We start from the raw sequence: 24,366 nt of genomic DNA, 5'->3' as shown, positions 1-24,366 counted from the left end.
TCGCGGTGGTATCGACCGGTCCTACCGCGGCAGGACCTATAATAATGCAATTATCGCTAGTGATTATCGTCACGTCAAGTTTTTTAATAAATGACCATCATGATCATTATTTCATAAACTTATATCATGATTGATTTGTGTCTGCACTCGGCTTATCTACTGCACGTTTCGCTTTACGGGCAACCAAATCAAGCCACGACTTGAAGTCCTCATAGCTTTCATGGCTCATCTTAGCAGGCCACTGTAGAATGACCTGGCCTTCATCTAACGTAAACGTATCGCTATTCATACCGACCTTTGGAGGGAGAGATTTAATGGGTTGAACAAATTTACCCTTCTCAGATCCTGGATTAAGTGCTTGAACCTTTGAAAGTTCATCAAGTGGAAACCCTGTATTAGTGCCTTCAACAAAGGCAAAGGCACCATCACCTGAAAATCCAGTAACACGCTTTGCTTCAAACTGAATTCCTCCGCTTGATTCCCATTGAACATAATCACCGACTACGATCTCTTCTTTATCTCCACTATTTGTCGATATAGTATCAGAATCGGTCAGCTTTGAAAAGAGAATTGTGTCCTTATATTCCCTCAGGAAGTCCCTGACAATGTTCTCATTGAAAGACCACTCGAATATAAGAGCATGTTGCACGTTCTCGTCCGAGGGAAGATCAGTGCCCCACCTCTTCCATAAGGTGTTGTGTATCTTTGGCCTTAGAGCCGCTTCTTTAATAAGCTGGTCCCGTTCAGGAGATTCTTGGCGTGTATCTAGCAAAATCCTACGGGCTTCATCAGTGAGCTGAAGCTTACGATCTTTTCCAGATCCAGAATCTTTCAAAAGCCCGAAGCTTTTCAATGCCGCAATAGCTACAAGGCCACCGCTACTTTTCTCTTTGAACCCCCACCGCTTCACCGCAATGGTTAACGGAACAGGATTCAACTTCTCCTGGGCATAAAGTTCCCGTGCTCGCCTAATTGCAGTTTCTAGCCCGATGCCAGGATAAGCAGGGCTACGCGTCCTCGCCGTCTGCTGCACTGATTCCTTCGCGTCAACAATCGCCCCATTCTTTTCTTTGGGTTCAGCCATGTTCTTACTCCTCCTGCGGAGACTATAGACTGTTTCAGAGAAAGGATCAAGCCTTAACGAGCACATTTATCAAATTTATCTTTTTACATATATCAATTTTATCTTGACTTGCATGAGATAGCATGCCATTGCGCTCTTCAGGACGAACTGCTTGGAGGGTATAGAAATGCGAAGAAGAGCCTTAGCCCCCGCGATCATGCTCACCGACGCGAGGGGCTATAACGACAAGGGCCGTCTCCTCACGCCGTGGAAAGCAGAGAGACGGCCCTTGGTGGGCACCAATTATGGCGGGGTAGCTCAGCCTGGAGAGAGCGTGCGATTGCTAATCGCCAGGTCGGTGGTTCAAGCCCACTCCCCGCCACCAATTTAATTTCATGGCTACTCAGTGCGCTAACACTGAGTAGCCGTAACCGGCAGACCCGTGAAGGCTGAGCCGATTACACCCTAGAAGGTAATCGACATTATACGCTTTCACGGACTTCTGTCAAAGGAGGTCCCGTGAATACGCTTAAACCAGAAAAGAAGCTCGCCGTTATTGCTGCCCTCACTGAGGGATGCTCTATCCGCTCAGTATCCCGCATGACTGGCGTACACAAGAAAACTATCATGAAGCTCTTGGTTGAAGTTGGTTCTCGCTGTCAACGGATGATGGATAAAACTATGCGAGGGCTGCATTTTGAGGCCGTCGAGTGTGACGAAATCTGGACCTTCGTACAGAAAAAAGAAGGTGTCATGAAAGCAGATGAGCGGAAGGCGAATCCTGAATTGGGCGACCAATACACCTACATTACACCTACATTGCGCTTGATCCCGTCAGCAAGATGATTCCGGCTTTCCACGTCGGTAAGCGTGATTCAGTGAACACGCACCACTTCATCGAGGATCTAAGCCGACGCATTGACGGCTCAACGCAAGTGAGTACTGATGCTTGGGGGCCGTACAGTCCAGCCATTGCGCGGTATTTTGGCAATCGGGCCACCTATGCCACGATCACCAAATTCTATGCTGCCGAGAATCCTGGGGCTGGTCGATATGCGCCGCCTCGCGTGTCAGGAAGTCAGATTACTGAAGTGCTCGGCATCCCTGATTACAGTAAGGTTTGTACGTCCTATATTGAACGACAGAACTTGACGCTCAGAATGAAGATAGCGCGATTTCATCGGTTGTCCTTGGCCTTCTCGAAGAAGTTGGTCAACTTGAAAGCGGCTGTGGCCTTGTACTTCTGGACGTATAATTTCTGCCTGATTCACGGATCGCTTCGCATGACACCAGCGATGGCCGCTGGCGTAACGGGCAGGATTTGGGAACTGAAGGAATTAGTCGCGTGAAACTGAAAGTAGCCCACTACCTCAGACGGGTCCTCTCTTGCAAAGAGGGGATTGACCCCGTAAGCTGCAGAATTATCTTCCCCTCCAGAACACTCGACACGAAAGCACTGGACCATGGCAAATTCTGGTCGCGACTACTATCAAGTTCTCGGCATCCCGCGCACGGCTTCGGCCGATGAGATCAAGAAGGCCTATCGCCGTCTCGCCCGCCAGTTCCATCCCGACATGCACAGTGGCGCCAAGAAGGCCGAGATGGAGAAAAAATTCAAAGAAATGAACGAGGCGCACGAAGTCCTCTCCGACCCGGACAAGCGCAAAAAATACGATCAGCACGGCGCCCAATGGGAGCAGGCCGAAGCCTATGAGCGAGCCCGCCAGGCCGCCGGAGCCCAGAACCGTGGCCAGGCTCACTCGTTCAGCGGCGAGGGATTTTCCGATATCTTTGAGAATCTCTTCGGAGGCCGCGGGCGAGCCGCCGGCCAGCACGAATTTTCGGCATCCGGGGAAGATCTTGAAACGGAAGTCGATCTGTCTCTTCGGGAAGTCCTGAGCGGTGTCACCAAACGAATCAACCTCATGGAGCCGACCCCCTGCTCCACGTGCCGCGGAAGCGGCGCGGTAAAAAACCGGCCCTGCCAGGCTTGTCTAGGATCAGGCCATCGGATGGAGTCCCATTCCATCGAGGTCAAGATTCCTGCGGGCGTCCAGAACGGGACGAGAGTCCGCGTGCCAGGGAAAGGCCAGCTCGGCATGAACGGCGGCCGTCGCGGCGATCTCTACCTGCACGTCACGCTCATGCCGGACAAGGTCTTTCGGCAGCAAGGCAGTGATCTGCATGCCAACCTGCCGGTGTGGCCATGGGAAGCCGCCCTCGGCGCCGAAGTCATGGCGCCCACATTGACCGAGCCGGTCCGCGTGAAAATTCCCGCCGGCAGCCGTGCCGAGGGCAAGCTACGCTTGAAGGGGAAAGGGCTCCCGACCGCGGCCGGAGGCCATGGCGACCTGTTCCTCACGCTACAGATTGTCCTGCCGTCCCCTTTGACCGAGGGAGAACAAAAGCTGTACGAACAACTGAGTCACTTGCGGACGGGCGATCCACGCGCGGAGCTACTGGCCGCCGCCCAACGAAGCTAGCCTCCTCCACTGTTCCTGATACAGGACTCTGCATGCCCCTCGCCGAATACGCTCTGCTGGCCTTCAGCTCTCTGTTCGTCATCGTCGATCCGATCGCGACGGTCCCGGCCTTTCTCGCCATGACGCCGCGCAATACGGTGCAGCAGCGCCTGCGCATGGCCCGCGTCGCCTGCCTGGTGATGGTCGCCGTGCTGGCCGGGTTTGCGCTGATCGGCAAATCGCTGTTTCACTTGCTGGGCATTACACTGCCTGCGATACAGGTCGCCGGGGCGCTGGTGTTGCTCCTGGTGGCATTGGACATGCTCCGCGCTCAGCGTTCACCGGTCATGGAAACCGCCGCAGAAACCGCGGAAGCCAGCGCAAAGGACGATATCGCCATCACCCCCCTGGCGATCCCCATGCTGGCGGGCCCTGCGGCCATTTCGACCGTCATCCTGCTGGACGCCCAAGCGGCCGGGTGGGCTCAGCGCGGCATCTTGCTCGCTTGCCTTGCGGTAGTCGGTCTGGCAAGCTACATTATCCTGGCGCTCGGAGCGAAGGGGGCCAAATGGCTGACCCCGATGGCTGAGAAAATTATGACGCGGCTCATGGGGCTGTTGCTCGCCGCCCTCGCCGTGCAATTCTTGTTTAACGGACTCAAGGGAGAAGGCGGGCTGTTACAGCAATAGCGCAATCTTCATCGTCATTACTCGCGAGTTTAACCGAAGGAGGACACATGCAACGATCCCGTACAGCAATCATGACTCTGACTCTCGCAGCCGCGGTGAGTCTGACAGTAGGCACGTCCGGCGTCTGGGCCGAAGGGTACGGCAAGGAAGGACATGCCGGCGGCGGACACAGCGCCATGGGTAGACACGGTATGGGCGGCATGATGCACAGCAGCGCCGGCCACCTCATCCGCCATCTCCTCAAGCATGAAAAAGACATCGGCCTCACGGCTGAACAAGTCGCCAAGCTGAAAGACATCCAGTTGAATCTAGATAAGACCCGGATTAAGTCGGAAGCGGACATCCAGATCGCGGAACGTGAGTTGAAGGCTCTGACCGACGACGAGAAGTCCGATCTCGGCGCCATCGAAACCAAGCTGAAACAGAGCGAAGATATGCAAGTCGGCCTGCGCATGACCTCCATTAAGACCAAACGCGAGGTCTTGGGCCTCCTGACGCCGGAGCAACGCGCCAAGGAAAAGGCTGAGCACGATAAGGTGATGCAAGAGCACAAAAGCAGCGGCAAGGCAAACCCGCACGGCGGAGCCAATCCCCACAAAGGCACCGGAACCCCGTCGGCTCCAGGCAGTATGTCAGCGCAATAACCTGTTTTCTGAAGGAGGTGGCCCATGAAATCTCTCACACTCATCCTCACGCTCGCCGTTGGAACAGTGTTGGCACTCGGGACCCCTGCCTGGAGTGACAAGAAGAAGAGCGAGGAAGGCGATGTCGCCACCCTGGCCAAAGAAGCCAAGATTACGATCGAGCAAGCGGTGAAAACCGCCGTGGAGAAAGTGCCCGGCATGGTCGTCGAAGCGGAGCTTGAAAAGAAACACGACAAGACGATCTGGGAAGTGGAAGTCCTCGGCGCGGACGGGAAAGTGACGGAAGTGCATATCGATGCCATCACCGGAGCCGTGATCGACACGGAAGCCAAAGACAAGAAGGACGAGAAGAAGAAAGACGGCAAGAAAGGAAAGTAAGCGCACCATGCCCAAGGAATTGAAGCTGAAAAGTCACGACCTCCTCGTTGGTCCAGGCCGGGCGCCGGCACGGGCCATGCTCAAAGCCGTCGGATTCACCGACGAGGATCTGTCCAAGCCGATCGTCGGAGTGGCCAATACCTGGATCGAGGTCATGCCTTGCAATTTTCACCTCCGGCGGTTGTCGGAGCGGGTCAAGGCCGGCATCCGCGCCGCCGGCGGGACGCCGATTGAATACAACACGATTGCCGTCTCCGACGGTATTTCGATGGGCACCGAAGGGATGAAAGCTTCGCTGATCAGCCGCGAAGTCATCGCGGACTCGATTGAACTGGTGGCCCGTGGCCACCTGTTCGATGCGGTCGTCGCTCTGTCCGGTTGCGACAAGACCATCCCCGGCACCGTGATGGCGCTCGCACGATTGAACGTCCCCTCGTTGATGTTGTACGGCGGATCGATCATGCCGGGTCGTTTTCAAGGGCACGATGTGACCATTCAAGACGTGTTTGAGGCAGTCGGCAAACACGCCTGCGGGACCATGACGAACGCCGAGCTGAAAGATCTCGAAGACCACGCCTGTCCTGGACCAGGGGCCTGCGGCGGCCAGTTCACTGCCAACACCATGGCGATCGCATTTGAGTTCATGGGCATGTCGGCCATGGGCCGCAACGGCGTACCGGCCATGGATCAGCACAAAGACGATGTCGCCTTCGAAAGCGGCAAGATGGTGATGGAACTCCTCAAGAAAGATCTGCGCCCCAAGCAGATCATCACCCGCAAGTCGCTGGAGAATGCGATCGCCGCTGTGGCGACAACCGGCGGATCGACCAATGCCGTGCTCCACTTGCTGGCGGTGGCCCGAGAGATGGGCGTGAAGTTGACCATCGACGATTTCGACAAGCTGAACCGGAAAGTCCCGCTCCTCGCGGACCTCAAGCCGGGAGGCCGATTCACCGCGACAGATCTGTTTGCCGCAGGCGGGACTACGCTCGTCGCCAAACGGTTGCTGGATGCCGGCATCTTGCATCCGAATCAGCCGACCGTGTCCGGCCGCACCATCGGCGAAGAAGCCGCCGATGCGAAGGAAACAGCCGGACAGCAGGTGTTGCGGCCGCTCTCGAATCCGATCAAGCCCACAGGCGGCCTGGTTATTCTGAAGGGCAATTTGGCGCCGGAAGGCTGCGTGGTGAAAGTCGCCGGCCACTCGATCATGAAGTTCCAAGGTCCGGCAAAAGTGTTTGAGCGCGAAGAGGATGCCTTCGCCTCCGTCAAAGCAGGAAAAATCAAAGCCGGTGATGTGGTCGTGATCCGCTATGAAGGCCCGTCAGGCGGACCGGGCATGCGCGAAATGTTGGGCGTGACGGCCGCGATCGTGGGAGCCGGGCTCGGAGACTCCGTCGCCCTGCTCACCGACGGACGCTTCTCCGGCGCAACGCACGGCCTGATGGCCGGACACGTGGCGCCGGAAGCGATCAAGGGTGGCCCGATCGGCGCAGTCAAGAACGGCGATACGATTACGTTCGATATCGCCAAACGACGGCTGGATGTGGCGCTCACGGATAAAGAAATCAAAGCGCGCCTCAAGACAGTCACACATCCCAAGCCGCGATACACCACGGGCGTCATGGGCAAATACTCGCGACACGTGTCCTCAGCGTCAGAGGGAGCAGTGACCAGCTAGCAAATCAGGATTTGTGCGTGTGATGTCGGGGCGGAACACCTAACGTGTTCCGCCCCGTCTGTTTCAGCTCTTCAGGAAATCGAGTAGGTCAAGAGCCTGGGTTTTCGACCTATCGCGTCGCGTTCCCCTTTCCAAGGCCTCCCCTTCGTAAGGGGAGGAGAGGTGGGGTCGAGTTTCCGCAGGCGGATGCGCGCTCGTGTCAGCCGTGCTTGTTCGCGTGGCCGCCCCCCGGCTCCGACCTCCCCTCGCCCCTCCTTACGAAGGAGGGGGAATCATCCAGGATAGCGGGCGGCAATCCGAGCGGGCGACCTCGTGCTCTTACCCACAGGAAATCCGGAAGCGTCTTCGTGTGAAAGGCCGGTGGCTGGCCCGGATAGGCATAGGCTCTCGCGTCTGCTCCTACCGCTCCTTCATACGCCCGCGCATCTCCAAAATCATGCCATCCAGATCGGCCTCGGCCTTGCTTCGATCACTGACCAATTCATCCAAGTTATAGGTACGAGGTGCGGGAGGAGTTGTGAGCGGCTGAACAGGCCCCCTCTGGTTTTTCGGGCTGACCAACTTGGGTGCTGGAGTCTGGTTGGGCACTGGCCGAGGAGCTGGGATGGGTTGTGGCATCGGGGGCTGGACCATCGGCACCTCGGCCGCCGCACGAGTTGGCCCTGATGGGGAGAGCGCTGGCAGCGGACCTGACGCAGTACCCTGCTCGCGCAACCACTGTCTGGCTACTGAAGATTTGAGCGAGAAGCTGATGCTAGTGATCGGCATGCCATCAGGCGCCACGCGGGCGATCGCCGTATTGACCCCGATCATATGTCCTTCACTGTCGACGAGCGGGCCGCCGGAATTCCCCCGGTTCAAACTGGTCTCCGTTTGGAAGACATGTTTCCCCTTCACGCCGTTGAAATTATCAACTTCGGCGCTGATCACTCCCGTCGTCAGGGTCCACAACCCTCCCTGTTCAGGGTGGCCGATCGCGATCACGCGGTCTCCGATTTTCGTCCGATCCGAGTCGCTCAGATCGATGACTGGAAGCGGAGCCGCCATGCCCTCAAGCTTGAGCAATGCCAAATCCAGCGGGGCAGAATAAGCCACCAGCTTGGCGCGCACCATGCGGGCCAGGTCGGCTTTGGTATCACCGCTCACGCGGACCGGCTTCAAGAACACGGAAAGTCGCGGATAGGGCTTTCCCGTTTTCTCTTCAATGACCACATGCGCATTCGTCAGCACGATGCCGTCGGCCTGGATGATCGAGCCCGTTCCCCCGCTGCCGCCCTTTCCACTGTCGGAATGGCCCATGACCATGACGACTGCCGGTGAGGTCTGTTCATAGACCTCACGTGGGGTCAGCTCCTTCGCTTCAACTCTCATTTGCCCCTGGCCAATCAGAGCCACGAGGAAGATCAGTGCATATCTCATCAATTTCTCCTATCTTTCAATAGTCGTCATATCGGAGAGCGATCCTTCCCCTTGCCCGCTACATCTACCGCAGACCTCCGTTGCCCAATATTATATGGCTCAACGAACAGAGACGCCAGGCGTTGACCAACAGACAATACGACAGCGAGTGGGGAAACTTGAGAAGTGACCTATTGGCGCTTGAAGAAGTCGGCGACCATCTCAACTACGTAGGTCAGTTGGGCGTCGCTGAGTTCAGCGTAGATGGGAAGGGACATGACTTCTTCGGCGGCCCGTTCGGATACGGGAAAGGCTCCCTTCCGATAGCCAAGATCCTGGTAACAGTTCTGCAAATGCATCGGGAGCGGATAATAGATCTCGGTTCCGACGCCCTTCTCTTTCAGATGAGCCCGAAGCTCGTCTCGCTTCGAGACCCGCACGGTGTACTGATTGTAGACGTGAAAATTGCCCGCCTTCGTCGATGGCAATGTCACCCGATCCAGCAAACCCGCCGCTCGAAATAACTGGTCATACCGGGCAGCATTGCGCCGGCGGCCTTCCGCCCATTGATCGAGATACTTGAGCTTGATATCGAGCACGACGGCTTGTAACGCATCCAACCGGCTATTAATCCCGACCGCTTCATGAAGATAGCGTACCCGGCTCCCATGCACACGCAACATGGCCAGCGCATCCGCAAGCCCCTGATCATTGGTCGTGATCATCCCGCCATCGCCGAACCCGCCAAGATTCTTCGAGGGGAAAAAGCTGAAGCAGGCAGTATCTCCCAACACCCCGGCGCGCGTACCGCCCTGTCCGGCCCCGATGGCCTGACAGGCATCTTCGATGACATGCAGCTTCTTTGCCTTGGCAATCTGGTTGATGGCCGGCATATCGGCGCATTGACCGAAAAGATGGACTGGGGTAATCGCTTTCGTGCGAGAAGTCACCGCACGTTCGAGTTGCGCAGGATCAAGATTGAACGTATCAGGCTGAATATCGATAAAGACCGGCTTCGCACCCAACCGAGACACGGCGCCGGCTGTGGCGAAAAATGTAAACGGAACCGTGATGACTTCGTCGCCTTGCCCCACTCCCATCGCCATAAGTGACAGCAGCAACGCGTCGCTTCCCGAGGCACAGCCGATGGCATAGCGGGCACCGACATACTTAGCCAGAGACTCCTCAAAGGCCGCCACGCGCGGACCGAGGATAAACCCCTGCTCGTCGCAGACCGTTTGGACCGCGGACATGATCTCGGCCCGAAGAGGCTGAAACTGCGCTTTCAAATCGAGCAAGGGCACATTCATCGAATCCGCTCCCCGTATGCATCGCAGCACTAGCCCTTCAATACCTTGCGCCTCGGCAGAATGCAAGAAGAGAATTGGATCCGCCGGCCGCCAGTCCTCAAAAGGAGAGGGAGAGGGATTGGAGTTATTCTCTTCTTGAGCCTCGCTCCGATTTCAGATGTCTTTTCTCTATCCCAGGTTTTCGAGTACAATCAGTTCACGCATAACGAAAACCAGGATCGCCGGTCGCGCAGCACCGGACTGGGAGGTAAAAAAGATGTCGTCCCTCGCAACAGCGCATATCCGACTGGACAATGCGGGTATAGCCTGGATCGATGACTCGAACGTCAAGGTCATCGAAGTCGCCATGGATAAGCTCGCTCACGGGTGGAATCCTGAAGAAATCCACGTTCAACACCCCCATCTGTCGTTAGCCCAGATTCACGCGGCTCTCTCCTACTACTATGACCATCAGCGCGACATCGATCGAGCGATCGAACGGGAGCTGCGGGACGTCGAGCGCATGGCGCAGGAAGCCAGCCAATCCACCTTGCGGAGGCGGTTACGCGCGCTGGGCCAGCTCCCTTGAGTCTCACCCTCTACATGGACGTCCATATTCCCAAAGCGATTACCGACGGACTCCGTGTCCATGGGGTGGATGTCCTCACCGCGCAGGAGGATGGAGCCGCGCGTCTTCCCGATTCCGAGTCGGCCGATTGGGTCAACCAGGTCGAATACTTGCCCCTTCGCTAAGAAGATCCCTCTTCCTTTATAAGACGCTTCCGGATTTCGTGCAGGGACATGAACGAGGGTGCACACTCGGATCGATGCCGGCCATCCCTTCTCGCAGCAACATTGACAGCGCCACCCGCCTCTGTTAGCGTTTGCTCCAGCGCCATTATCCATCTTAGATTCAGCACCTCTCGCACCTCCAGGAGAGAACAATGAGCACGATTCAGATCAAAACGCCCTCTCCTGACCAGAGCCTTCCGTTAGTGAAGGAGGCGCTGGAGATGGAGAAAAAACTCACGCGTGACAGCCTGAAGACGACGGAAGATCGAATCGCAACACTCGCCAGGGAACTCGGAGTCGCCCCCGCCCAAGTGCTGGAGGGTACCGCCACCAGAACAGAAGAGAACGAACAGGCGCTGCTAGAGTTGGAAGGCGAACTGGAGCTTCGCCGGACTTTACAAAACACCCTTGGACATCTCGACCAGCTCGAAGTATGCCGATAGCGGACTATGCGACACACATTCGATCCGCAATCCTAGAAACTCCGCACGTTGTCTCGCACTCTCTCGCCTATGAAGACCGCCCACCGGTTGCCGGAATCGTGAGAGGCTCAGCGGCGTTTGCCGACGGATCCGTACTGCACTTCAAGGAATTTCTTCAGCTAAGTCCCACCGTAACTCGGCTTAAATACGCCTATCAGTATGTGGCAGGTGAGGGCAGCCTCATTTTTCGCTACGACAACGCCAGGGACCCGGCCGCGCGCCGCCTGTCCTCATACCCACACCATAAACACATGCGCGACAACCTCCATGCCTCTTCTGGTCCCACGCTCACAGAAGCCCTGCACGAAGCCGCTACCGCGGGGAAACGCTTGGGGAAATGACTCCCGGTACATTTCCTATTTCTTTCATCCCCTCCTTCGTAAGGAGGGGCGAGGGGAGGTCGAAGACTTGGGGCCATGCAGACAAGCACCGCACACGCGCGCACCAACCTGCGGAGACTCGACCCCACCGTCCCTCCCCTTGCGAAGGGGAGGCATCGGAAGGGGGAGGACGACGCAATATACCGAGCTCCAGGCGCTTGACCCACTCGATTTCCTGAAGAGCCGAAATGAGAGATGGCCGGCTTAGCGAAAGTCACGCCGCTGGAAGATGATACTCGCAGATATCAGCAGAAAGGCGACATAGGTCAACCCGTACACCACAATAAGCACAAGGTCCGTTCCAGATACCTCAATATGGTGAATGACATTCCCCTTGAGGTTGAATCGCTCTAAATTCGGCAAAATATAATAGAGCCCGGTGACCACCGCGCGCATGCCTTCATCCATCTTCTCTCCGAAGGTCTTGAGATCCGCCGTCAGGTGGCCGATCACGTAGGTGGCCAGCGTGAAAATGGCGCTGAGCGTCGCGCTCGTGAAGGTAGAACACAACAGGGCTACCGCCGTAATGACCATGAACTCGATAAAGATCAACCCCAGCGCCTTGAACAACACACTCTCAATCGGCACCCCTTGCGCGGAGAGTACCAGCAGCAGCCCCCCGGCCATGATCAGCGTGTTGACGAAAAGGGTCAGTGTTAAACCAAGGTATTTGCCGACCAAAAATTGGTAGCGCGCGACTGGTTTCGACACGATGGTATAGATCGTTTTTTTCTCGATCTCTTTGTTGACAAGTCCGATTCCGACAAAGATCGCGATCAGCACCCCGAATATATTGATACTCCCAAGCCCCACATCCAGCAACAAGCGATGAAACTCTCCCAGCGTCAGCCGCATCAACAGCAACGAACTCCCGATCATCAGCAGCGCAAACACCAGCAGATTGTAGAGCAACTTGTCGCGCAAGTTCTCCCGGAACGTATTGAGCGCAATCGATAAGACCTTCATACCCGCGCCTCCACAGGTGACTGCACGCCTTTGGCTTTACGAATGAACAGGTCCTCCAGCGATGCCTTATGAGGAGTCAGCGAGACCAGCTTGGCATGAGCCGCCCTAATAACTTCAAGGGACTCATCGACCTGACGCTGGTTACTCAGCACGACCATGACTCGTTCCCCGTTCAACACCACCTTCGTTGCCAAGACACGCAGATGCTCCAGACCTTCTGGCGAAAGCCGATCGATGACCATCTCCACTTCTTGCGTAGCTCCCTGTTCGATCAACTCAGACACCTGTCCACAAGCCACCAATCGGCCCTTCATGATCATCGCGACTCGATCGCAGAGCAACTCGGCATCGTGCAAAATGTGCGAGCTGAACATAACCGTCTTGCCTGATTCCTTGAGGCGTAAAATGAGGTCGCGCACTTCCTTCCGTCCGATCGGATCAAGCCCGGACATTGGCTCATCTAACACGACCAGTTCCGGGTCATTGATCAAGGCCTGTGCAATTCCCACCCGCTGCAACATACCTTTGGAAAATTTGCACAGCTGAAGATCCCGCGCATGGGTCATCCCCACCAGCTCAAGTAACTCATCCACGCGCTTGTCGAGGGTCGCTCCCCATAGACCAAACAGATGGCCATAGAAGCTGAGAAATTCCCGACTTGTCAGATAGTCATAGAAATAGGGAGACTCGGGAAGAAACCCGAGTTTGGCTTTCGCGGCCGGATCGCCGACCGGATGGCCAAAAATCCTAGCCTGCCCACTGGTGGGATAGATGAGCCCCATCAACATCTTCAGCGTGGTCGTCTTTCCAGCGCCGTTTGGGCCGAGAAACCCGAACACCTCGCCCCGCCGAACATCCAATGACAACTGATCCACCGCCGTGACGCGCCGGCCCCAGAAGCCGACACGAAACACTTTACGGATATCTACGATTTGGACAACCTGGTCCGTGACAGGAAGCATGATGGAGACCTACCTCTTATCCAACCTGAAGACTTTAAGCCGTTTGGAATGCGTGCTGCTTGAGATCTCTCCCGTTTGAGCGTCTACGTTGTAGGCTCCGCCGAATGGCTCATCCGGGATCTGGCGGACCTCTCCGCTCATCACAAGATCGTTGAGTGCCTTGGGTAAACGCCCATGTTTGTCACGATAGGCATCTCGCGCCGATTCAAGCTTTTGGATATCGCGTTCGATTATGATTTCTTTTACTCGATTTTCCAACACTTCACGCATTTCTCGATCCTGAGTCTGATGCCACAGGGCCTTGAGCAGTTGGAGCGCTACCTCCGGGCTGCTTGACTCCGCATACATTCGGCTCGCCAGCCCCGGCAAATAACTTGGTCCACCCGGTAGCTTTGCAGCGGCCGCCATGTAGTCCGCCCCTCTGGCCGCATCACCAAGAATGAAATAACAGTTATAGCCGAGGAGAAACGGCAGGCTCCAGATAGTCGGGTTCGCAGCAAACCCTTTCTCAAGCAATCGATTGCTTAGATCCGTCCTATTTGCCAAACTCTCCAGAACAACCCCCCCCACGTAGTAGGCGTAATCATAATGCGGATCAAGCGTAGTAATGACGTCCAACGCGTGATAGATCCATTCATACTCGTCGGCTGTGGTTTTCTTTTTCCCGAGCACCTGCAGGAGCTGGAGCCAAAGGAGATCTGCCCCAACGTGCTGGTAGCCAAGAAGCATTGGCTTCAAGTACTCTCCACGGGGCAACTGAGCCAACTCTTCAATACGGGTGACGTCACGATCCAGTCGTTGGTCGAGAGTCCGCTGAAGGGCAATAAGTGTAATAAGTCCGAGAACGGCAAGAGCGCAGCAAATCGCCAACGAAGCCGAGAGACGTAGTGGGTCCGCCAAGTGAGAATCTGTTGGAACTTTGCTTGAGGTCATCACAAGAGAAGGTCCTGAAAACAGCCTGGCCCGCCAGTTGTTACACCGGCGGGCCAGAACTGCACGCTTCACACCGGCCTAGAACACACCAGTAACACAGTCTTGCGCACCGGTACCATCGGCCGATGCCCACACAGAAAGGTTGGCATCACCATCCAAATTACTCATAGCCGTTGCTCTAAATCCGGCTGCTGTAGGAGTGGCATCCGTGGTCCCAGGTTCTTGAGCAATGTTTGGCGCAGGGGTGGCAGCTGGGCCCTGACACGATGTCATTGAGGCTGCATATGTCCCCGTAGAGTACTGATAAAGCACGTTACCAGTGGGCTGAAAACCAAGACTCGTAAACGTTCCCTGTGTGATTCCAGGTCCTCCCGCAGCACCAACACACCAACCAGTAGCAGCTGCTGGAGTATTAACAGGCGCAGCAGGAAGCAACCAGCTCTGCGGTGAAGATTTTTGACCTGCTGCTGGGGGAGTACCGGCAATTGGCCAGAGCGCCACTGTCAAGAAACATCCCCGCTCACCCTGCCAGGACACTTCAGAGGTTTTGATCGCCATCAGGTTCGTCTTGGCCTCCGACTGCCGCGACTTCATCTGATACTGCAGGAAGTTCGGGATGGCGATGGCCGCCAAGATGCCGATGATCGCCACGACGATCATCAACTCGATGAGGGTGAAACCCTCTTGTTTACGCAATGCCTTAAACATCGTACTGCCTCCTGGTTGATGGTTCACTGACTGCCCTCGTTCACACTCTGCTTCTTCTTGCTACCCGAGGCGCTCGTGTTGGCGCCTACCAGGGCTATAGCAGGTTTGATGCCGGTCAGCGTTAAAGACGAACGTATCACCATCTACCTGGAAATCAACAAGTTAGAAGAAATCACCCGACTGGACGTTTATGCTCGGCGGCAACCAGCCCTTCCGCAATCTGCTCAAAACTGCCGAGAATTGGCATCTCGCCTCTTCTTCCTGCACAGAAAAAGGACAGAGTTCATATGGCTGATCCATCTTTCTCGGGAATCTGTGATCTCTGGAGAATAAGCGCTTGAGGCGGCTTCATGGAGAAGGATCTCCTTGAAACTACTCATGAACTTTGGCGGATGATCACAGGAGAATCGTTGGCTGCCTGGTTTGACCGATCGCTCTCTTTATGGATAGGGGGCGAAGTCGTCCCCTTCGTCTCTTACGAACCGATCGGAATAAATACGGCTATGAGGCAGATTATTTAGACTGTATCTTCTCTGATACGCGGCGTTTGGCTTGCTGGATACGCTCTTCGCGAGAAATAACTCCTGTAACCTTGGCACGCCCGTATCCTCCTTGGCGCTTCCGTGAGTCGAGTGGGTCAAAAACCTGGGGCTTGGTATGCTGCGTCACGTTCCCCTTCCCGATGCCTCCCCTTGGTAAGGGGAGGAACGGTGGGGTCGAGGCTCCGCAGGCTGGCGTGCTATTTGTGGGGATGCGCGCCTATGATGGCCGCCGGAAGACTCGACCTCCCCTGGCCCCTCCTTACGAAGGAGGGGGATGACGGGGCGTGGAGCGCGTGAATCCGAGGGAGCGAGTTCATTCCCTAACTACCTATAGGAAACCCCAAAGCGCCTTCTTCTCTGCCCCCTCGTCCCGGAGAAGGCGCGTCATGCTCACCGGCCGGCGCTGTCCCAAATGCCTGAGCGATGTCCTGCATTTCCTCGATGGCCAGCAGGATGTGTTCCAGCGGCAAGCGCGCCCAGCGGCGGAGCTGCTCGCGGCGCGCGCCTTCGAAGCTGGTCACGCGCCAGTCGAATTCTGATATGGGCGCTTTATTGTCCGGCATCATCTTCCAACCTCATGCGCAAGTGTTCGATATCGATCCTGTCCTGTTCCCGGCCCGCCGCTTCCTTCATGGCAATCAGCGTTTGCATGCTAATACCACGAGGGAGGTCTGTTCCGTCTGGCAGGTCTATTCGGTCGGTCTGGGAATCGAGTGGGGCACGTATTTGAGGCTTGGGCTCGTTTCCGCACATGTGAATCATCACGGCACCTGTTGGGCTGCGTGCTTCACGCGCACAATCTGCACGGTGCGGGTCTCGACGAGGACACGATAAAACACGATGTAATGCGGATGCACGACCAACTCGCGTAACCAGTCTGGCAAGCCTGGCCTCCCTTGGCGGCCAAGCTCGGGATGCTGGGCCAGTAGCGTGGTCTTGTCGCGGAGCTCTTTACCGAAGCGCTTCGCACGGATTGGGTCATCCTTGCCGATGTAGCGCACAATGGCGCGCAAGTCCTTGTGGGCCATTGACCGCCATTCAAATGTGGTAGGACTGAGCCGTCATGCACGGTGAGGCTTCGGCAAGCCGGCAAGATCGGCGTCCAGATCGGCCAGCACATCATCGTGCGGGAGACTCGGGCGCGGGTCGTCGATGGACGCCTGAATCTCGGCGGCAAGCCACTGGTTATACGCGGCGGCTTCGTGCGCGCCGCGCATGGCTTCGGCACGATTGTGCCGGCTACGGGTCATGCCCTTTTGGTCAGGGTTCCAGTTGGTGGCGTCAAGCTGCGCCACGGCAATGCCGACTGCCCGCAAAACGATCAGCGCGGAAGCGGGATTACCAAAACGGCGCGGCTCAGTGCTGCGAGTCTTCACCAAAAAAGCGCCGTGCCCGCTGCGGGTGGCGATTTCAACGAAGAAGCCACTCCCCTGCCCTTTGAGAGTGACACCCACCACGCCACCGGCGTTGGCTGTAGCACGTAGCTGCTCTAACGTCATCCTGTGCATAGCAGACTCCTTTGCATAAACCTGGAGTTCAGCAACGTCATCCTAGACTCGTGGGGTTAGGGTGCCGCCTGCGGAGGCTGTCTCTTCTCTGCGACACGACGTTTGGCTTGCTGGATACGAACTTCCTGAGAGGGGTCACCCATGCCGTGATCCCGGAATCGCTGCAACAGTTTTTCGTTCAACGGATCAAGCTCCAGTGAATGGAGCCAGGCTTCCTTTGCGTCCGACAGCTTCTGCTGCTTCACATAAATCTCGCCGAGATGCTCGTAGAGAACCGGATCGTCGCCCACCAGCGCGACTGCGCGCTTGATCTCGGTCAGCGCCTCATTGAATTGCCCGGCCTTATAGAACGCCCACCCAAGGCTATCGACATAATATCCGTTGTCGGGCTTGAGCGCGACCGCCTGCCTGGTCAACGACAAGGCCTGCTCCACCTTGACGCCCCGCTCTGCATAGCTATAGCCGAGATAATTCAAGGCATCGGCGTGGTGCGGGTCCAGACTCAGGGCCAACTCCATCGACTTCACCACATCGTCAAAGCGATTGAGCTTATCGTAGGCAGTCCCCAGGTTGAAATGCAGATCCGCATTCTTCGGGTGATGGCGAAGGCCTTCTTCAAAGGCACTCAAGGATCTCTCGAATTGCTCCGCCTGGAGGTGCGCAAGCCCCAGCACAATAAAGGGTTCCGGCTGCTTGGGATTGATCCGCGTAGCCTCCGTCAAGTGGGCGATCGCAGCAGGATAGGCTTTGAGCCGATACTGCAACACTCCAAGATGCATGTGGCTGTCAGCATACGAAGGATCGAGCTGAATATTAAACTGATACGCCTCCACCGCCTTCGGGAACTCTTTCGTCTCCTCATAGAGATAGCCGAGATAGTCTCGCACTTTGAGTTCGGCAGGCCGCGCTTTCAGCACCGCCTGGAGCAGCTCAATGGCCTTGGGAAATTCCTTTTTCTCTCCGTAGATCAGTGCCATCCTGAGCTGAGCATCGAGGTCGCCAGGCTCTTCGGCCAGCATCTTGTCGAGTTCTGCGAGACCTCCGGCGTAGTCCTTGGTATTAACGTAGAGCTGGATCAGATGTTGACGGATATCCTTATTATTGGGATTCACCCGTTCCAGGTATCGTTTGAGCACCGCAATCGCTTTTTCCCGTTCCTGCCGGGTTTCATACAGGGAGGCCTGAGCAAGGTACGCTGGTTCAAACGCCGCATTGACCGCGATGGCCCGTTCGAAACTTGCCAACGCCTCATCCTGCTTGCCTGATTCGAGGAAGATCCGCCCGAGGTAATAGTGCCCGATGGGCGACTCCGGCGAGACTTTCAATCCCTGCTTCGCGGTCTGCTCGGCCTCTGCCAGCCGCTTCTGATTGACGAGGATAATCGCTTTGGGGAAATAGGCATCGCCCTGTCCTGGGTCACGCTCAATCGCCAGATCCAATAGGCGAAGCGCTCGATCCGGCTTGCCGGCGCTGGCGAGAATGCCGGCCATCTGCGTCAACTGTTGGGCATCCTGACCGGTCCCTTCACCGACTTCCTCCGCATAACGAGCCGCATTGGCCAGGTCACCTAAGCCGAAATAGATCCCGGCCAGTCGCGCTTTGACCGAGCGCGAGTTCGGGTCGGTCTTGAGCACGGCGCGATATTCTTGGATCGCCTTCTCATTGTCCTGCGCCAGCTCTGCCTGATACCCCAGCATGAAATGATACGACGCTGAAGCGTCCGCAGCCGGAGCCACGGCCGGCTTTTTCGGCGCCGCGCCGGCTGACACCGTTTCCTGCGGATGCGGCGCCGCCGCGCAGGCCACCACCACGAGAGGAATGAGGATGCCCAAGAGTCCACGCCCCGCGCACAGCGGCATATGACCAGGGGACAACAATGAGGAGGCGACCGAAGAGCAGAGTCGTGTATTCACAGTAGCCTTGGGGGAAAAGGACTCGGAGTGCATCGTCAGTTGTGAGGAATTATACCGACAGGAGAAAAGACCCGTCAAACGACTTCACGATTCGCGATTGTCGAGGCTTTCGAACTTCGCAAACCGATCATGGAAAAAGAGATCCCGCTTTCCGATCGGACCGTTTCGATGCTTGCTGACAATGATGTCGGCAATGCCCTTCCGCTCGGAATTCTGGTCATAGACTTCTTCGCGATAGATAAACATCACGACGTCGGCGTCCTGCTCGATCGCGCCGGACTCACGCAAGTCGGCCAGCATCGGGATCGGCGGCTTCCTCGCCTCCACGGCGCGGCTGAGCTGCGAGAGCGCCACCACCGGCACATTCAGCTCTTTCGCCAACGCCTTCAGCGACCGGGAGATGTCGGAGATCTCCTGCTGCCGCGACTCGGAATCACTCCGCCCCTGCATGAGCTGGAGATAGTCCACGATCAGAAGATCCAGCCCCTTCTCCGCTTTGAGACGGCGGGCCTTCCCGCGCATCTGCTGGACGGTAATCCCACCCGTATCATCAATATAGATCGGCGCTTGCTCCAGCCTGCCTGCGGCTTCGGCCAGCCGCCACCAATCTTCTTTTTGCAGCTTACCCGTCCGGAGTCCGTGCGAATCGACCCGCGCTTCCGAGCTCAACATACGCAACACTATTTGCGGCTTGGACATTTCGAGACTGAAAATACCAACCACTGCCTTGGCGTGGATTGCGGCATGCGTCGCAAACCCCAAGGCCAGACTGGTCTTGCCCATACTGGGACGAGCTGCCACGATGACGAGATCGGACGGCTGAAGCCCCGCGGTAAGATCGTCCAGATCGTAGTATCCCGTCGGAACTCCCGTAACATGCTCTTTCCGCTTCGACAGCTTGTCGACGAGATCAAGACTCTCTTTGATGATGTCGTTGATCGGAGTAAACGATCGTTCCAGTTTGCCTTGGGCGATACTGAATACGGAGCGCTCGGCAAAGTCGAGTAGATCGTCAATGGAAGTCGTCCCTTCATAGCCTTTTGTCAGCACTTCCGTCGAAGTGTGAATGAGCTCCCGTGCCACCGCTTTGTCGCGCACAATCTTGCAGTGATACCGGATATTCGCGGAACTGGATACCGACTGGACCAACTCAGCAAGAAAGGCCGCGCCTCCGATCGACTCCAGCTCCCCCTTCGCTTTCAACCGTTCAGTCAGCGTGATCTGGTCGATGACTTCCCCGACATCGGATAAGTCGAGCATCGCCCGATACACTTTACGATGGGCCGTGCGGTAGAAATTCTCTTCGACGAGCAGTTCCATCGCTTTCGGCATGGCCTGGTTGTCCAGCAGGATAGCGCCCAATACGGACTGCTCCGCCTCAAGATTCTGCGGCGGCAATTTCGGCTGGGAAAGATCGACGGTCGCGAATGGCTTCATGACGTCCTCTTCGATCCCTTTCGGGTCTGTTTGGACGCATTCGCCCCTGCTACGCTTACGGATGACTGCGCTTGCAACCCACGAAACAGACGATCAACGTTTAACGCAAAACCCGTGGATGGAATATTCCGTCCGAACCGGCCAATGAGATGGTCGTATCGTCCCCCACCTCCCAATTCAACCCCGACTCCTTCAGCAAAGACGTCAAACACCACACCATCATAGTAATCAAACCCGCGAAACTCACCCAAATCAAGAATGAGGACGTCCTGATGCCCCGCTTGACACAAGAGCTGATAGACCGTCGCCAACCGAATAAGCGCCTGAGTGGCAGACTTGTCGCCTGTCGCAAGCACTCGACCTCGGTCCAACACCTCGGCCTGCCCGCACAGCTCGGGTGCCTCTAAAATGGAGCCGGCATACCGCGCTGCCACCTGTTCACCGGTAAGAATTTCTTGCAGACGAGGAAGATCTTTGCGAGCCGCAGCCTGCTCCGCTCGTTTCTGTCCGCTGGGAGATAGCCCTGCCCTGACCAGCAATCCCTTAAAAAACCCGACATGCCCGAGTGAGATCTTGAAGGAGCGGAGGCCGACCTGCTTCAAGCACTCGATCATCAGGATGAGCATCTCACTGTCGGCAGCAGCATCATCCGCCCCGATATACTCTGCGCCGACTTGAAAAATTTCCCGGTCGCGCCCGGCATGCTCCGGCTCATAGCGAAACACAGAGGTGCGATAGGACACGCGTAACGGCAACTGAGTGCCCATCATGCCCATTGCCACGGTTCGTGCGATCTGAGCGGTCGCGTCCGGTCGCAAGAGCAGAATACGGCCGGTGGTGCGATCGGCAAACTTGTAGCATTTCTCAATCAGCTCAGGCTCCAATCCGGGCGTGAGCACATCGAGATATTCAAATGTCGGCAGAATGATTTCGTCGTAACCCCGACGCGTCAGACGTCCCAGTAGTTTGGACTCGAGCGCTCGGACTTGTTTTGCCGCGGCAGGCAGAATGGTCGCCATCCCTGACGGGACCAGCGACCGGTCACGCAAGGGATGGGTCTGACCAAGATCAACGCGCGTCTTCGAAGAGGCAGGAGGCATAGCAACCGATGCGCGTCTACGACCGTTAGGAGAGATTTGCTACTTTGACCGACAGAATATTGGAGCTGGATTTGATCTTGTCCAGCGCGCTCGCCGGGAACACGGTATCCGAAGCAATGATCAACAAGGCGTTTCCGCCGCGCTTTTCGAGGGCGCACTGCATGCGGACGATATTGATATTGTTCTCGCCGAGCACATGTCCCACCATCCCGATCACCCCGGGCCGATCGACATTGTGAATGAACAGCATGTGTCCCTCAGGAACCACTTCAACCTTAAAGCTGTCGATCTCGACGACCCGGGCGTCCTTCTTATGATAAAGCGTGCCTGCCACCTGGTGCGTGGCCTTTCCCGCTTCAACCTTGACGCGGATCAGGCTGGTAAAGTCGCCGGCGTCCGTACTCTTGATCTCTTTCACTTCGATGCCCCGCTCTTTTGCCACGACCGGAGCATTGACGTAGTTCACCGGGTTTTCCATGATCGGCGTCAGCAAGCCTTTCAACACACCGATCGTCAGCGGCGCGATCGAAAGTGTCGCGACTTCCCCGCTATATTCCACTGTAACCCGTTCAATTCCACCTTGACACAATTGAGACAGCAGGGATCCCATTTTTTCCACGAGCGTGAGATAGGGCTGCAACCGCGGCAACAGCTCCGGTGCAATGGACGGAATGTTCACCGCCCCCCTGGCCACACCCTTCGTAAAGTAGTCGACCACCTGCTCGGCGATCCCGACCGCGACGTTTTCCTGGGCTTCCGTCGTCTGAGCGCCGATATGCGGCGTGCAGATAAAATTATCTAAGGCTAAGAGAGGATTGTCGGCCTTGACCGGCTCCTCTTCAAACACGTCAAACGCCGCAGCAGCCACCTTCTTGCTCTTCAATGCCTCGACGAGGTCGACTTCGTTGATGATGCCACCGCGGGCGCAGTTTACGATCATCACACCGGGTTTCATGGTGGCAATGGCCTGCGCGTTGATGATGCCCTTCGTTTCAGGCGTGAGCGGCGTATGGACAGAGATAATATCGGCGCTCTTGAACAAATCAGGCAACGCCATCATCGTCACGCCCATTTTCTCCGCTCGATCCGCAGCCAAATAGGGATCGTATGCGATCACTCGCATACCGATTCCTTGCGCCATTTTCGTCAAGTGGCCGCCGATTTGTCCGATGCCAACGATGCCGAGCACCTTATTGTAGAGCTCGACCCCCATGAACTTGTCCTTCTCCCACTTGCCAGCCTTCACGGACGCGGTGGCTTGTGGAATCCGTCGGCTCATCGCGCAGATCATAGACATCGTATGTTCGGCCGTGGTGACGGTATTGCCGCCTGGTGTATTCATGACGACAATCCCGCGCTTCGTGGCCGCCGGCGTATCGACGTTGTCGAGGCCGGAGCCCGCACGCCCTACGATCTTCAACTTCGGCGCTGCCGCGATCAGCTCATCGGTGACCTTGGTACCGGAGCGCACGATCAACCCATCCGCGTCCTGAATCTCTTTAAACAATTCCTCTTTCGGCATTTTCGATTTCACCACCACGGTGAAACCAGCCTTTTCAAGGAGTTCGACGCCCTGCTTCGATAAACTGTCGCTGATCAGGATTTTCATGAAGACCTGCCTATTTCGCCATCAAAATTTCTTGCGCTTTACCCACTCCGCTGCCCAACTTCACAGAATGGCCAAGCCCCTTCAGGACCATCTCTGTCGCAGCCACGGCCGTAATCACGTCAAATCGATCGGCATAGCCCATATGAGAGAGACGAAACACTTTGCCCTTCAACTGGTCCTGCCCGCCGGCTGCGGTAATGCCATATTGAACACGGAGATTCTTATAGATGGCCTGCCCATCCACTCCATCCGGCGCACAGACCGTCGTCAACGCATCACTCGGTGAATTCTTGGGGAACAGCGCCAATCCTGCAGCCTTCATCCCTTCACGCATGGCGTGGGCCAACTGCCCCTGCCGCGCAAACATCTTATCGAGCCCCTCGCCCTTCATGATTCTGAACACTTCCTGAAGACCGATAATCAAGGACACCGTCGGCGTAAACAACGTCTGATTCTTGGCCTGATTCTCACGTTCTTTCTTGAAGTTGAAATAGAACGACGCATTCTTGGCTTTTTCCGCAAATGCCCAGGCCTTGTCGCTGACGCTCACGAATGCCATGCCCGGCGGAAGCATAAGGGCCTTCTGCGAACCGGTAATGACGACATCCAATCCCCATGCATCCGTCTTGATGTCGAATACGCCCAACGCGGTAATCGCATCGACGACCAAAATCGTATTCTCATACCCTTTGACAATCTCGCCCAGCGCCTTCACGTCGTGCGACACTCCGGTCGACGTCTCACTGGCCTGGACATAGACCGCCTTAATCGAGGGATCGGCGTTCAACGCATCGGCGACCACTTTCGGATCGACCGCATCGCCCCACTCGACCTTGATTTCCGTGACCTGCACTCCAAATGCTTTGCAGATCTTTCCCCACCGCTCGCCAAACTTCCCGCCATTGATACACAGCGCCTTGTCGCCGGGAGACAGAAAATTGGAGATCGACCCTTCCATCCCCCCTGTACCGGAGGAAGCCAACATCAGGACGTCATTTCGAGTCTGAAACAGCCACTTGAGCCCCTCACGAACTTCCGCGAAGATCGGATCGAACTCAGGAGCCCGATGATGAATCATCGGACGGGCCATCGCCAACAACACTTCTGGGGGTACAGGCGTAGGGCCCGGAGCCAACAAATACCGCTTCAACATTGACCGATCCTCCTTCAATATCACCCGCAATTTCACCTGATGGGGATGCGACTAGAAAAGAGGCGGTACGCTACCACTAGCGCCACAAGACTGTCAAGAAATGGAGGCCACAAGAGCTCAAAATCGCTGGATGTTTTGCCTCATATCTCATCACATCCCAACAATACAGAAGTACAGACTCGTGCCGCCAACGCGGCTATGGACAAAGAGTCCTCCTCAAAAGAAGGGCGCTCTAACCCATTCAATTTCTTGACAACACACAGACTGATCGATAGTC

The 24,366-nt window shown here is 56.4% G+C and carries 24 protein-coding genes, 1 tRNA gene and 2 pseudogenes; 12 read left to right on the top strand and 15 right to left on the bottom strand.

Annotated elements, in window-relative coordinates; genetic code table 11:
- Window positions 1-124 precede the first annotated feature (124 nt).
- On the bottom strand, window positions 125-1,084 hold the full coding sequence (locus Q8N04_14890) for a hypothetical protein (protein MDP3091960.1): 960 nt from the start codon (window positions 1,082-1,084) through the stop codon (window positions 125-127).
- Window positions 1,085-1,370: 286 nt separating this feature from the next.
- Here Q8N04_14890 and Q8N04_14885 point away from each other — a divergent pair.
- From Q8N04_14885 to ilvD, 8 genes and pseudogenes are all read left to right on the top strand, one after another.
- Window positions 1,371-1,448, top strand: a tRNA-Ser gene (locus Q8N04_14885).
- 134 nt (window positions 1,449-1,582) lie between these two features.
- The gene (locus tag Q8N04_14880) at window positions 1,583-1,909 is read left to right on the top strand and encodes a hypothetical protein (protein MDP3091959.1); all 327 of its coding nucleotides are present in this window, start codon (window positions 1,583-1,585) and stop codon (window positions 1,907-1,909) included.
- A gap of 278 nt (window positions 1,910-2,187) precedes the next feature.
- Window positions 2,188-2,280 (top strand): annotated as a pseudogene (locus Q8N04_14875) (IS1 family transposase).
- Between the two features lie 246 nt (window positions 2,281-2,526).
- Window positions 2,527-3,546, top strand: coding sequence for a DnaJ C-terminal domain-containing protein (locus Q8N04_14870; GenBank protein ID MDP3091958.1), 1,020 nt, complete (start codon window positions 2,527-2,529; stop codon window positions 3,544-3,546).
- 32 nt (window positions 3,547-3,578) lie between these two features.
- On the top strand, window positions 3,579-4,214 hold the full coding sequence (locus Q8N04_14865) for a MarC family protein (GenBank protein MDP3091957.1): 636 nt from the start codon (window positions 3,579-3,581) through the stop codon (window positions 4,212-4,214).
- Between the two features lie 47 nt (window positions 4,215-4,261).
- Window positions 4,262-4,858 carry a hypothetical protein gene (locus tag Q8N04_14860; protein MDP3091956.1) on the top strand — a complete coding sequence of 199 codons (597 nt, stop codon included), beginning with the start codon at window positions 4,262-4,264 and terminating at the stop codon, window positions 4,856-4,858.
- A gap of 24 nt (window positions 4,859-4,882) precedes the next feature.
- A complete protein-coding gene (locus tag Q8N04_14855) occupies window positions 4,883-5,236 on the top strand; it encodes a PepSY domain-containing protein (protein MDP3091955.1) in 354 nt (117 codons plus the stop codon).
- A gap of 7 nt (window positions 5,237-5,243) precedes the next feature.
- The gene (ilvD, locus tag Q8N04_14850) at window positions 5,244-6,917 is read left to right on the top strand and encodes a dihydroxy-acid dehydratase (GenBank protein ID MDP3091954.1); all 1,674 of its coding nucleotides are present in this window, start codon (window positions 5,244-5,246) and stop codon (window positions 6,915-6,917) included.
- 399 nt (window positions 6,918-7,316) lie between these two features.
- Here the strand turns inward: ilvD and Q8N04_14845 are convergent, their stop codons facing one another.
- Together Q8N04_14845 and Q8N04_14840 are read right to left on the bottom strand one after the other, a co-directional pair.
- Complete coding sequence (locus Q8N04_14845; GenBank protein ID MDP3091953.1) at window positions 7,317-8,336, bottom strand: serine protease; 1,020 nt, start codon at window positions 8,334-8,336, stop codon at window positions 7,317-7,319.
- Window positions 8,337-8,506: 170 nt separating this feature from the next.
- Window positions 8,507-9,625 (bottom strand): DegT/DnrJ/EryC1/StrS family aminotransferase, encoded by a 1,119-nt coding sequence (locus tag Q8N04_14840; GenBank protein MDP3091952.1) that lies wholly within the window; start codon window positions 9,623-9,625, stop codon window positions 8,507-8,509.
- A gap of 256 nt (window positions 9,626-9,881) precedes the next feature.
- Between Q8N04_14840 and Q8N04_14835 the strand changes: the two genes are divergently transcribed.
- The 3 genes from Q8N04_14835 to Q8N04_14825 all read left to right on the top strand — a co-directional run bounded on the left by Q8N04_14835 (window position 9,882) and on the right by Q8N04_14825 (window position 10,839).
- Window positions 9,882-10,193 (top strand): DUF433 domain-containing protein, encoded by a 312-nt coding sequence (locus Q8N04_14835; GenBank protein ID MDP3091951.1) that lies wholly within the window; start codon window positions 9,882-9,884, stop codon window positions 10,191-10,193.
- A 14-nt stretch (window positions 10,194-10,207) separates the two neighbouring features.
- Window positions 10,208-10,357, top strand: a complete 150-nt coding sequence (locus Q8N04_14830; GenBank protein ID MDP3091950.1) for a hypothetical protein — start codon at window positions 10,208-10,210, stop codon at window positions 10,355-10,357.
- Between the two features lie 191 nt (window positions 10,358-10,548).
- A complete protein-coding gene (locus Q8N04_14825; protein ID MDP3091949.1) occupies window positions 10,549-10,839 on the top strand; it encodes a hypothetical protein in 291 nt (96 codons plus the stop codon).
- A gap of 623 nt (window positions 10,840-11,462) precedes the next feature.
- On the opposite strand, the gene Q8N04_14820 is transcribed toward Q8N04_14825, so the two are convergent.
- From Q8N04_14820 to Q8N04_14805, 4 genes and pseudogenes are all read right to left on the bottom strand, one after another.
- Window positions 11,463-12,224 (bottom strand): ABC transporter permease, encoded by a 762-nt coding sequence (locus Q8N04_14820; GenBank protein ID MDP3091948.1) that lies wholly within the window; start codon window positions 12,222-12,224, stop codon window positions 11,463-11,465.
- Window positions 12,221-13,186, bottom strand: coding sequence for an ABC transporter ATP-binding protein (locus Q8N04_14815; GenBank protein ID MDP3091947.1), 966 nt, complete (start codon window positions 13,184-13,186; stop codon window positions 12,221-12,223). The genes Q8N04_14820 and Q8N04_14815 overlap by 4 nt, the downstream gene beginning before the upstream one ends.
- 9 nt (window positions 13,187-13,195) lie before the next feature.
- Entirely contained in the window at window positions 13,196-14,122 is a 927-nt protein-coding gene (locus tag Q8N04_14810) for a hypothetical protein (GenBank protein MDP3091946.1), read from the bottom strand.
- 603 nt (window positions 14,123-14,725) lie between these two features.
- Window positions 14,726-14,815, bottom strand: a pseudogene (locus Q8N04_14805) (prepilin-type N-terminal cleavage/methylation domain-containing protein).
- A gap of 120 nt (window positions 14,816-14,935) precedes the next feature.
- Between Q8N04_14805 and Q8N04_14800 the strand changes: the two are divergent.
- Window positions 14,936-15,160, top strand: coding sequence for a hypothetical protein (locus Q8N04_14800; GenBank protein MDP3091945.1), 225 nt, complete (start codon window positions 14,936-14,938; stop codon window positions 15,158-15,160).
- A gap of 529 nt (window positions 15,161-15,689) precedes the next feature.
- Here Q8N04_14800 and Q8N04_14795 read toward each other — a convergent pair.
- The 8 genes from Q8N04_14795 to Q8N04_14760 form a co-directional block, all read right to left on the bottom strand.
- Entirely contained in the window at window positions 15,690-15,935 is a 246-nt protein-coding gene (locus Q8N04_14795) for a hypothetical protein (protein ID MDP3091944.1), read from the bottom strand.
- Between the two features lie 195 nt (window positions 15,936-16,130).
- Complete coding sequence (locus tag Q8N04_14790; protein ID MDP3091943.1) at window positions 16,131-16,397, bottom strand: type II toxin-antitoxin system RelE/ParE family toxin; 267 nt, start codon at window positions 16,395-16,397, stop codon at window positions 16,131-16,133.
- A 33-nt stretch (window positions 16,398-16,430) separates the two neighbouring features.
- The gene (locus Q8N04_14785) at window positions 16,431-16,877 is read right to left on the bottom strand and encodes a hypothetical protein (GenBank protein MDP3091942.1); all 447 of its coding nucleotides are present in this window, start codon (window positions 16,875-16,877) and stop codon (window positions 16,431-16,433) included.
- A 56-nt stretch (window positions 16,878-16,933) separates the two neighbouring features.
- Entirely contained in the window at window positions 16,934-18,790 is a 1,857-nt protein-coding gene (locus Q8N04_14780; protein MDP3091941.1) for a tetratricopeptide repeat protein, read from the bottom strand.
- Window positions 18,791-18,874: 84 nt separating this feature from the next.
- On the bottom strand, window positions 18,875-20,227 hold the full coding sequence (gene dnaB, locus Q8N04_14775) for a replicative DNA helicase (protein ID MDP3091940.1): 1,353 nt from the start codon (window positions 20,225-20,227) through the stop codon (window positions 18,875-18,877).
- Complete coding sequence (hisZ, locus tag Q8N04_14770; protein MDP3091939.1) at window positions 20,224-21,327, bottom strand: ATP phosphoribosyltransferase regulatory subunit; 1,104 nt, start codon at window positions 21,325-21,327, stop codon at window positions 20,224-20,226. Before hisZ ends, dnaB begins: the two co-directional genes overlap by 4 nt.
- A gap of 25 nt (window positions 21,328-21,352) precedes the next feature.
- Window positions 21,353-22,936: a phosphoglycerate dehydrogenase gene (serA, locus tag Q8N04_14765; GenBank protein ID MDP3091938.1), complete on the bottom strand. Its 1,584-nt coding sequence runs from the start codon at window positions 22,934-22,936 to the stop codon at window positions 21,353-21,355.
- A 10-nt stretch (window positions 22,937-22,946) separates the two neighbouring features.
- Complete coding sequence (locus Q8N04_14760; protein ID MDP3091937.1) at window positions 22,947-24,089, bottom strand: alanine--glyoxylate aminotransferase family protein; 1,143 nt, start codon at window positions 24,087-24,089, stop codon at window positions 22,947-22,949.
- Window positions 24,090-24,366 lie beyond the last annotated feature (277 nt).

The organism is Nitrospira sp. (assembly GCA_030692565.1).
Classification (GTDB): Bacteria; Nitrospirota; Nitrospiria; order Nitrospirales; family Nitrospiraceae; genus Nitrospira_D.
The sequence above is the reverse complement of the archived record's forward strand: the minus strand, read 5'-3'. Positions and strand labels throughout refer to the sequence as shown.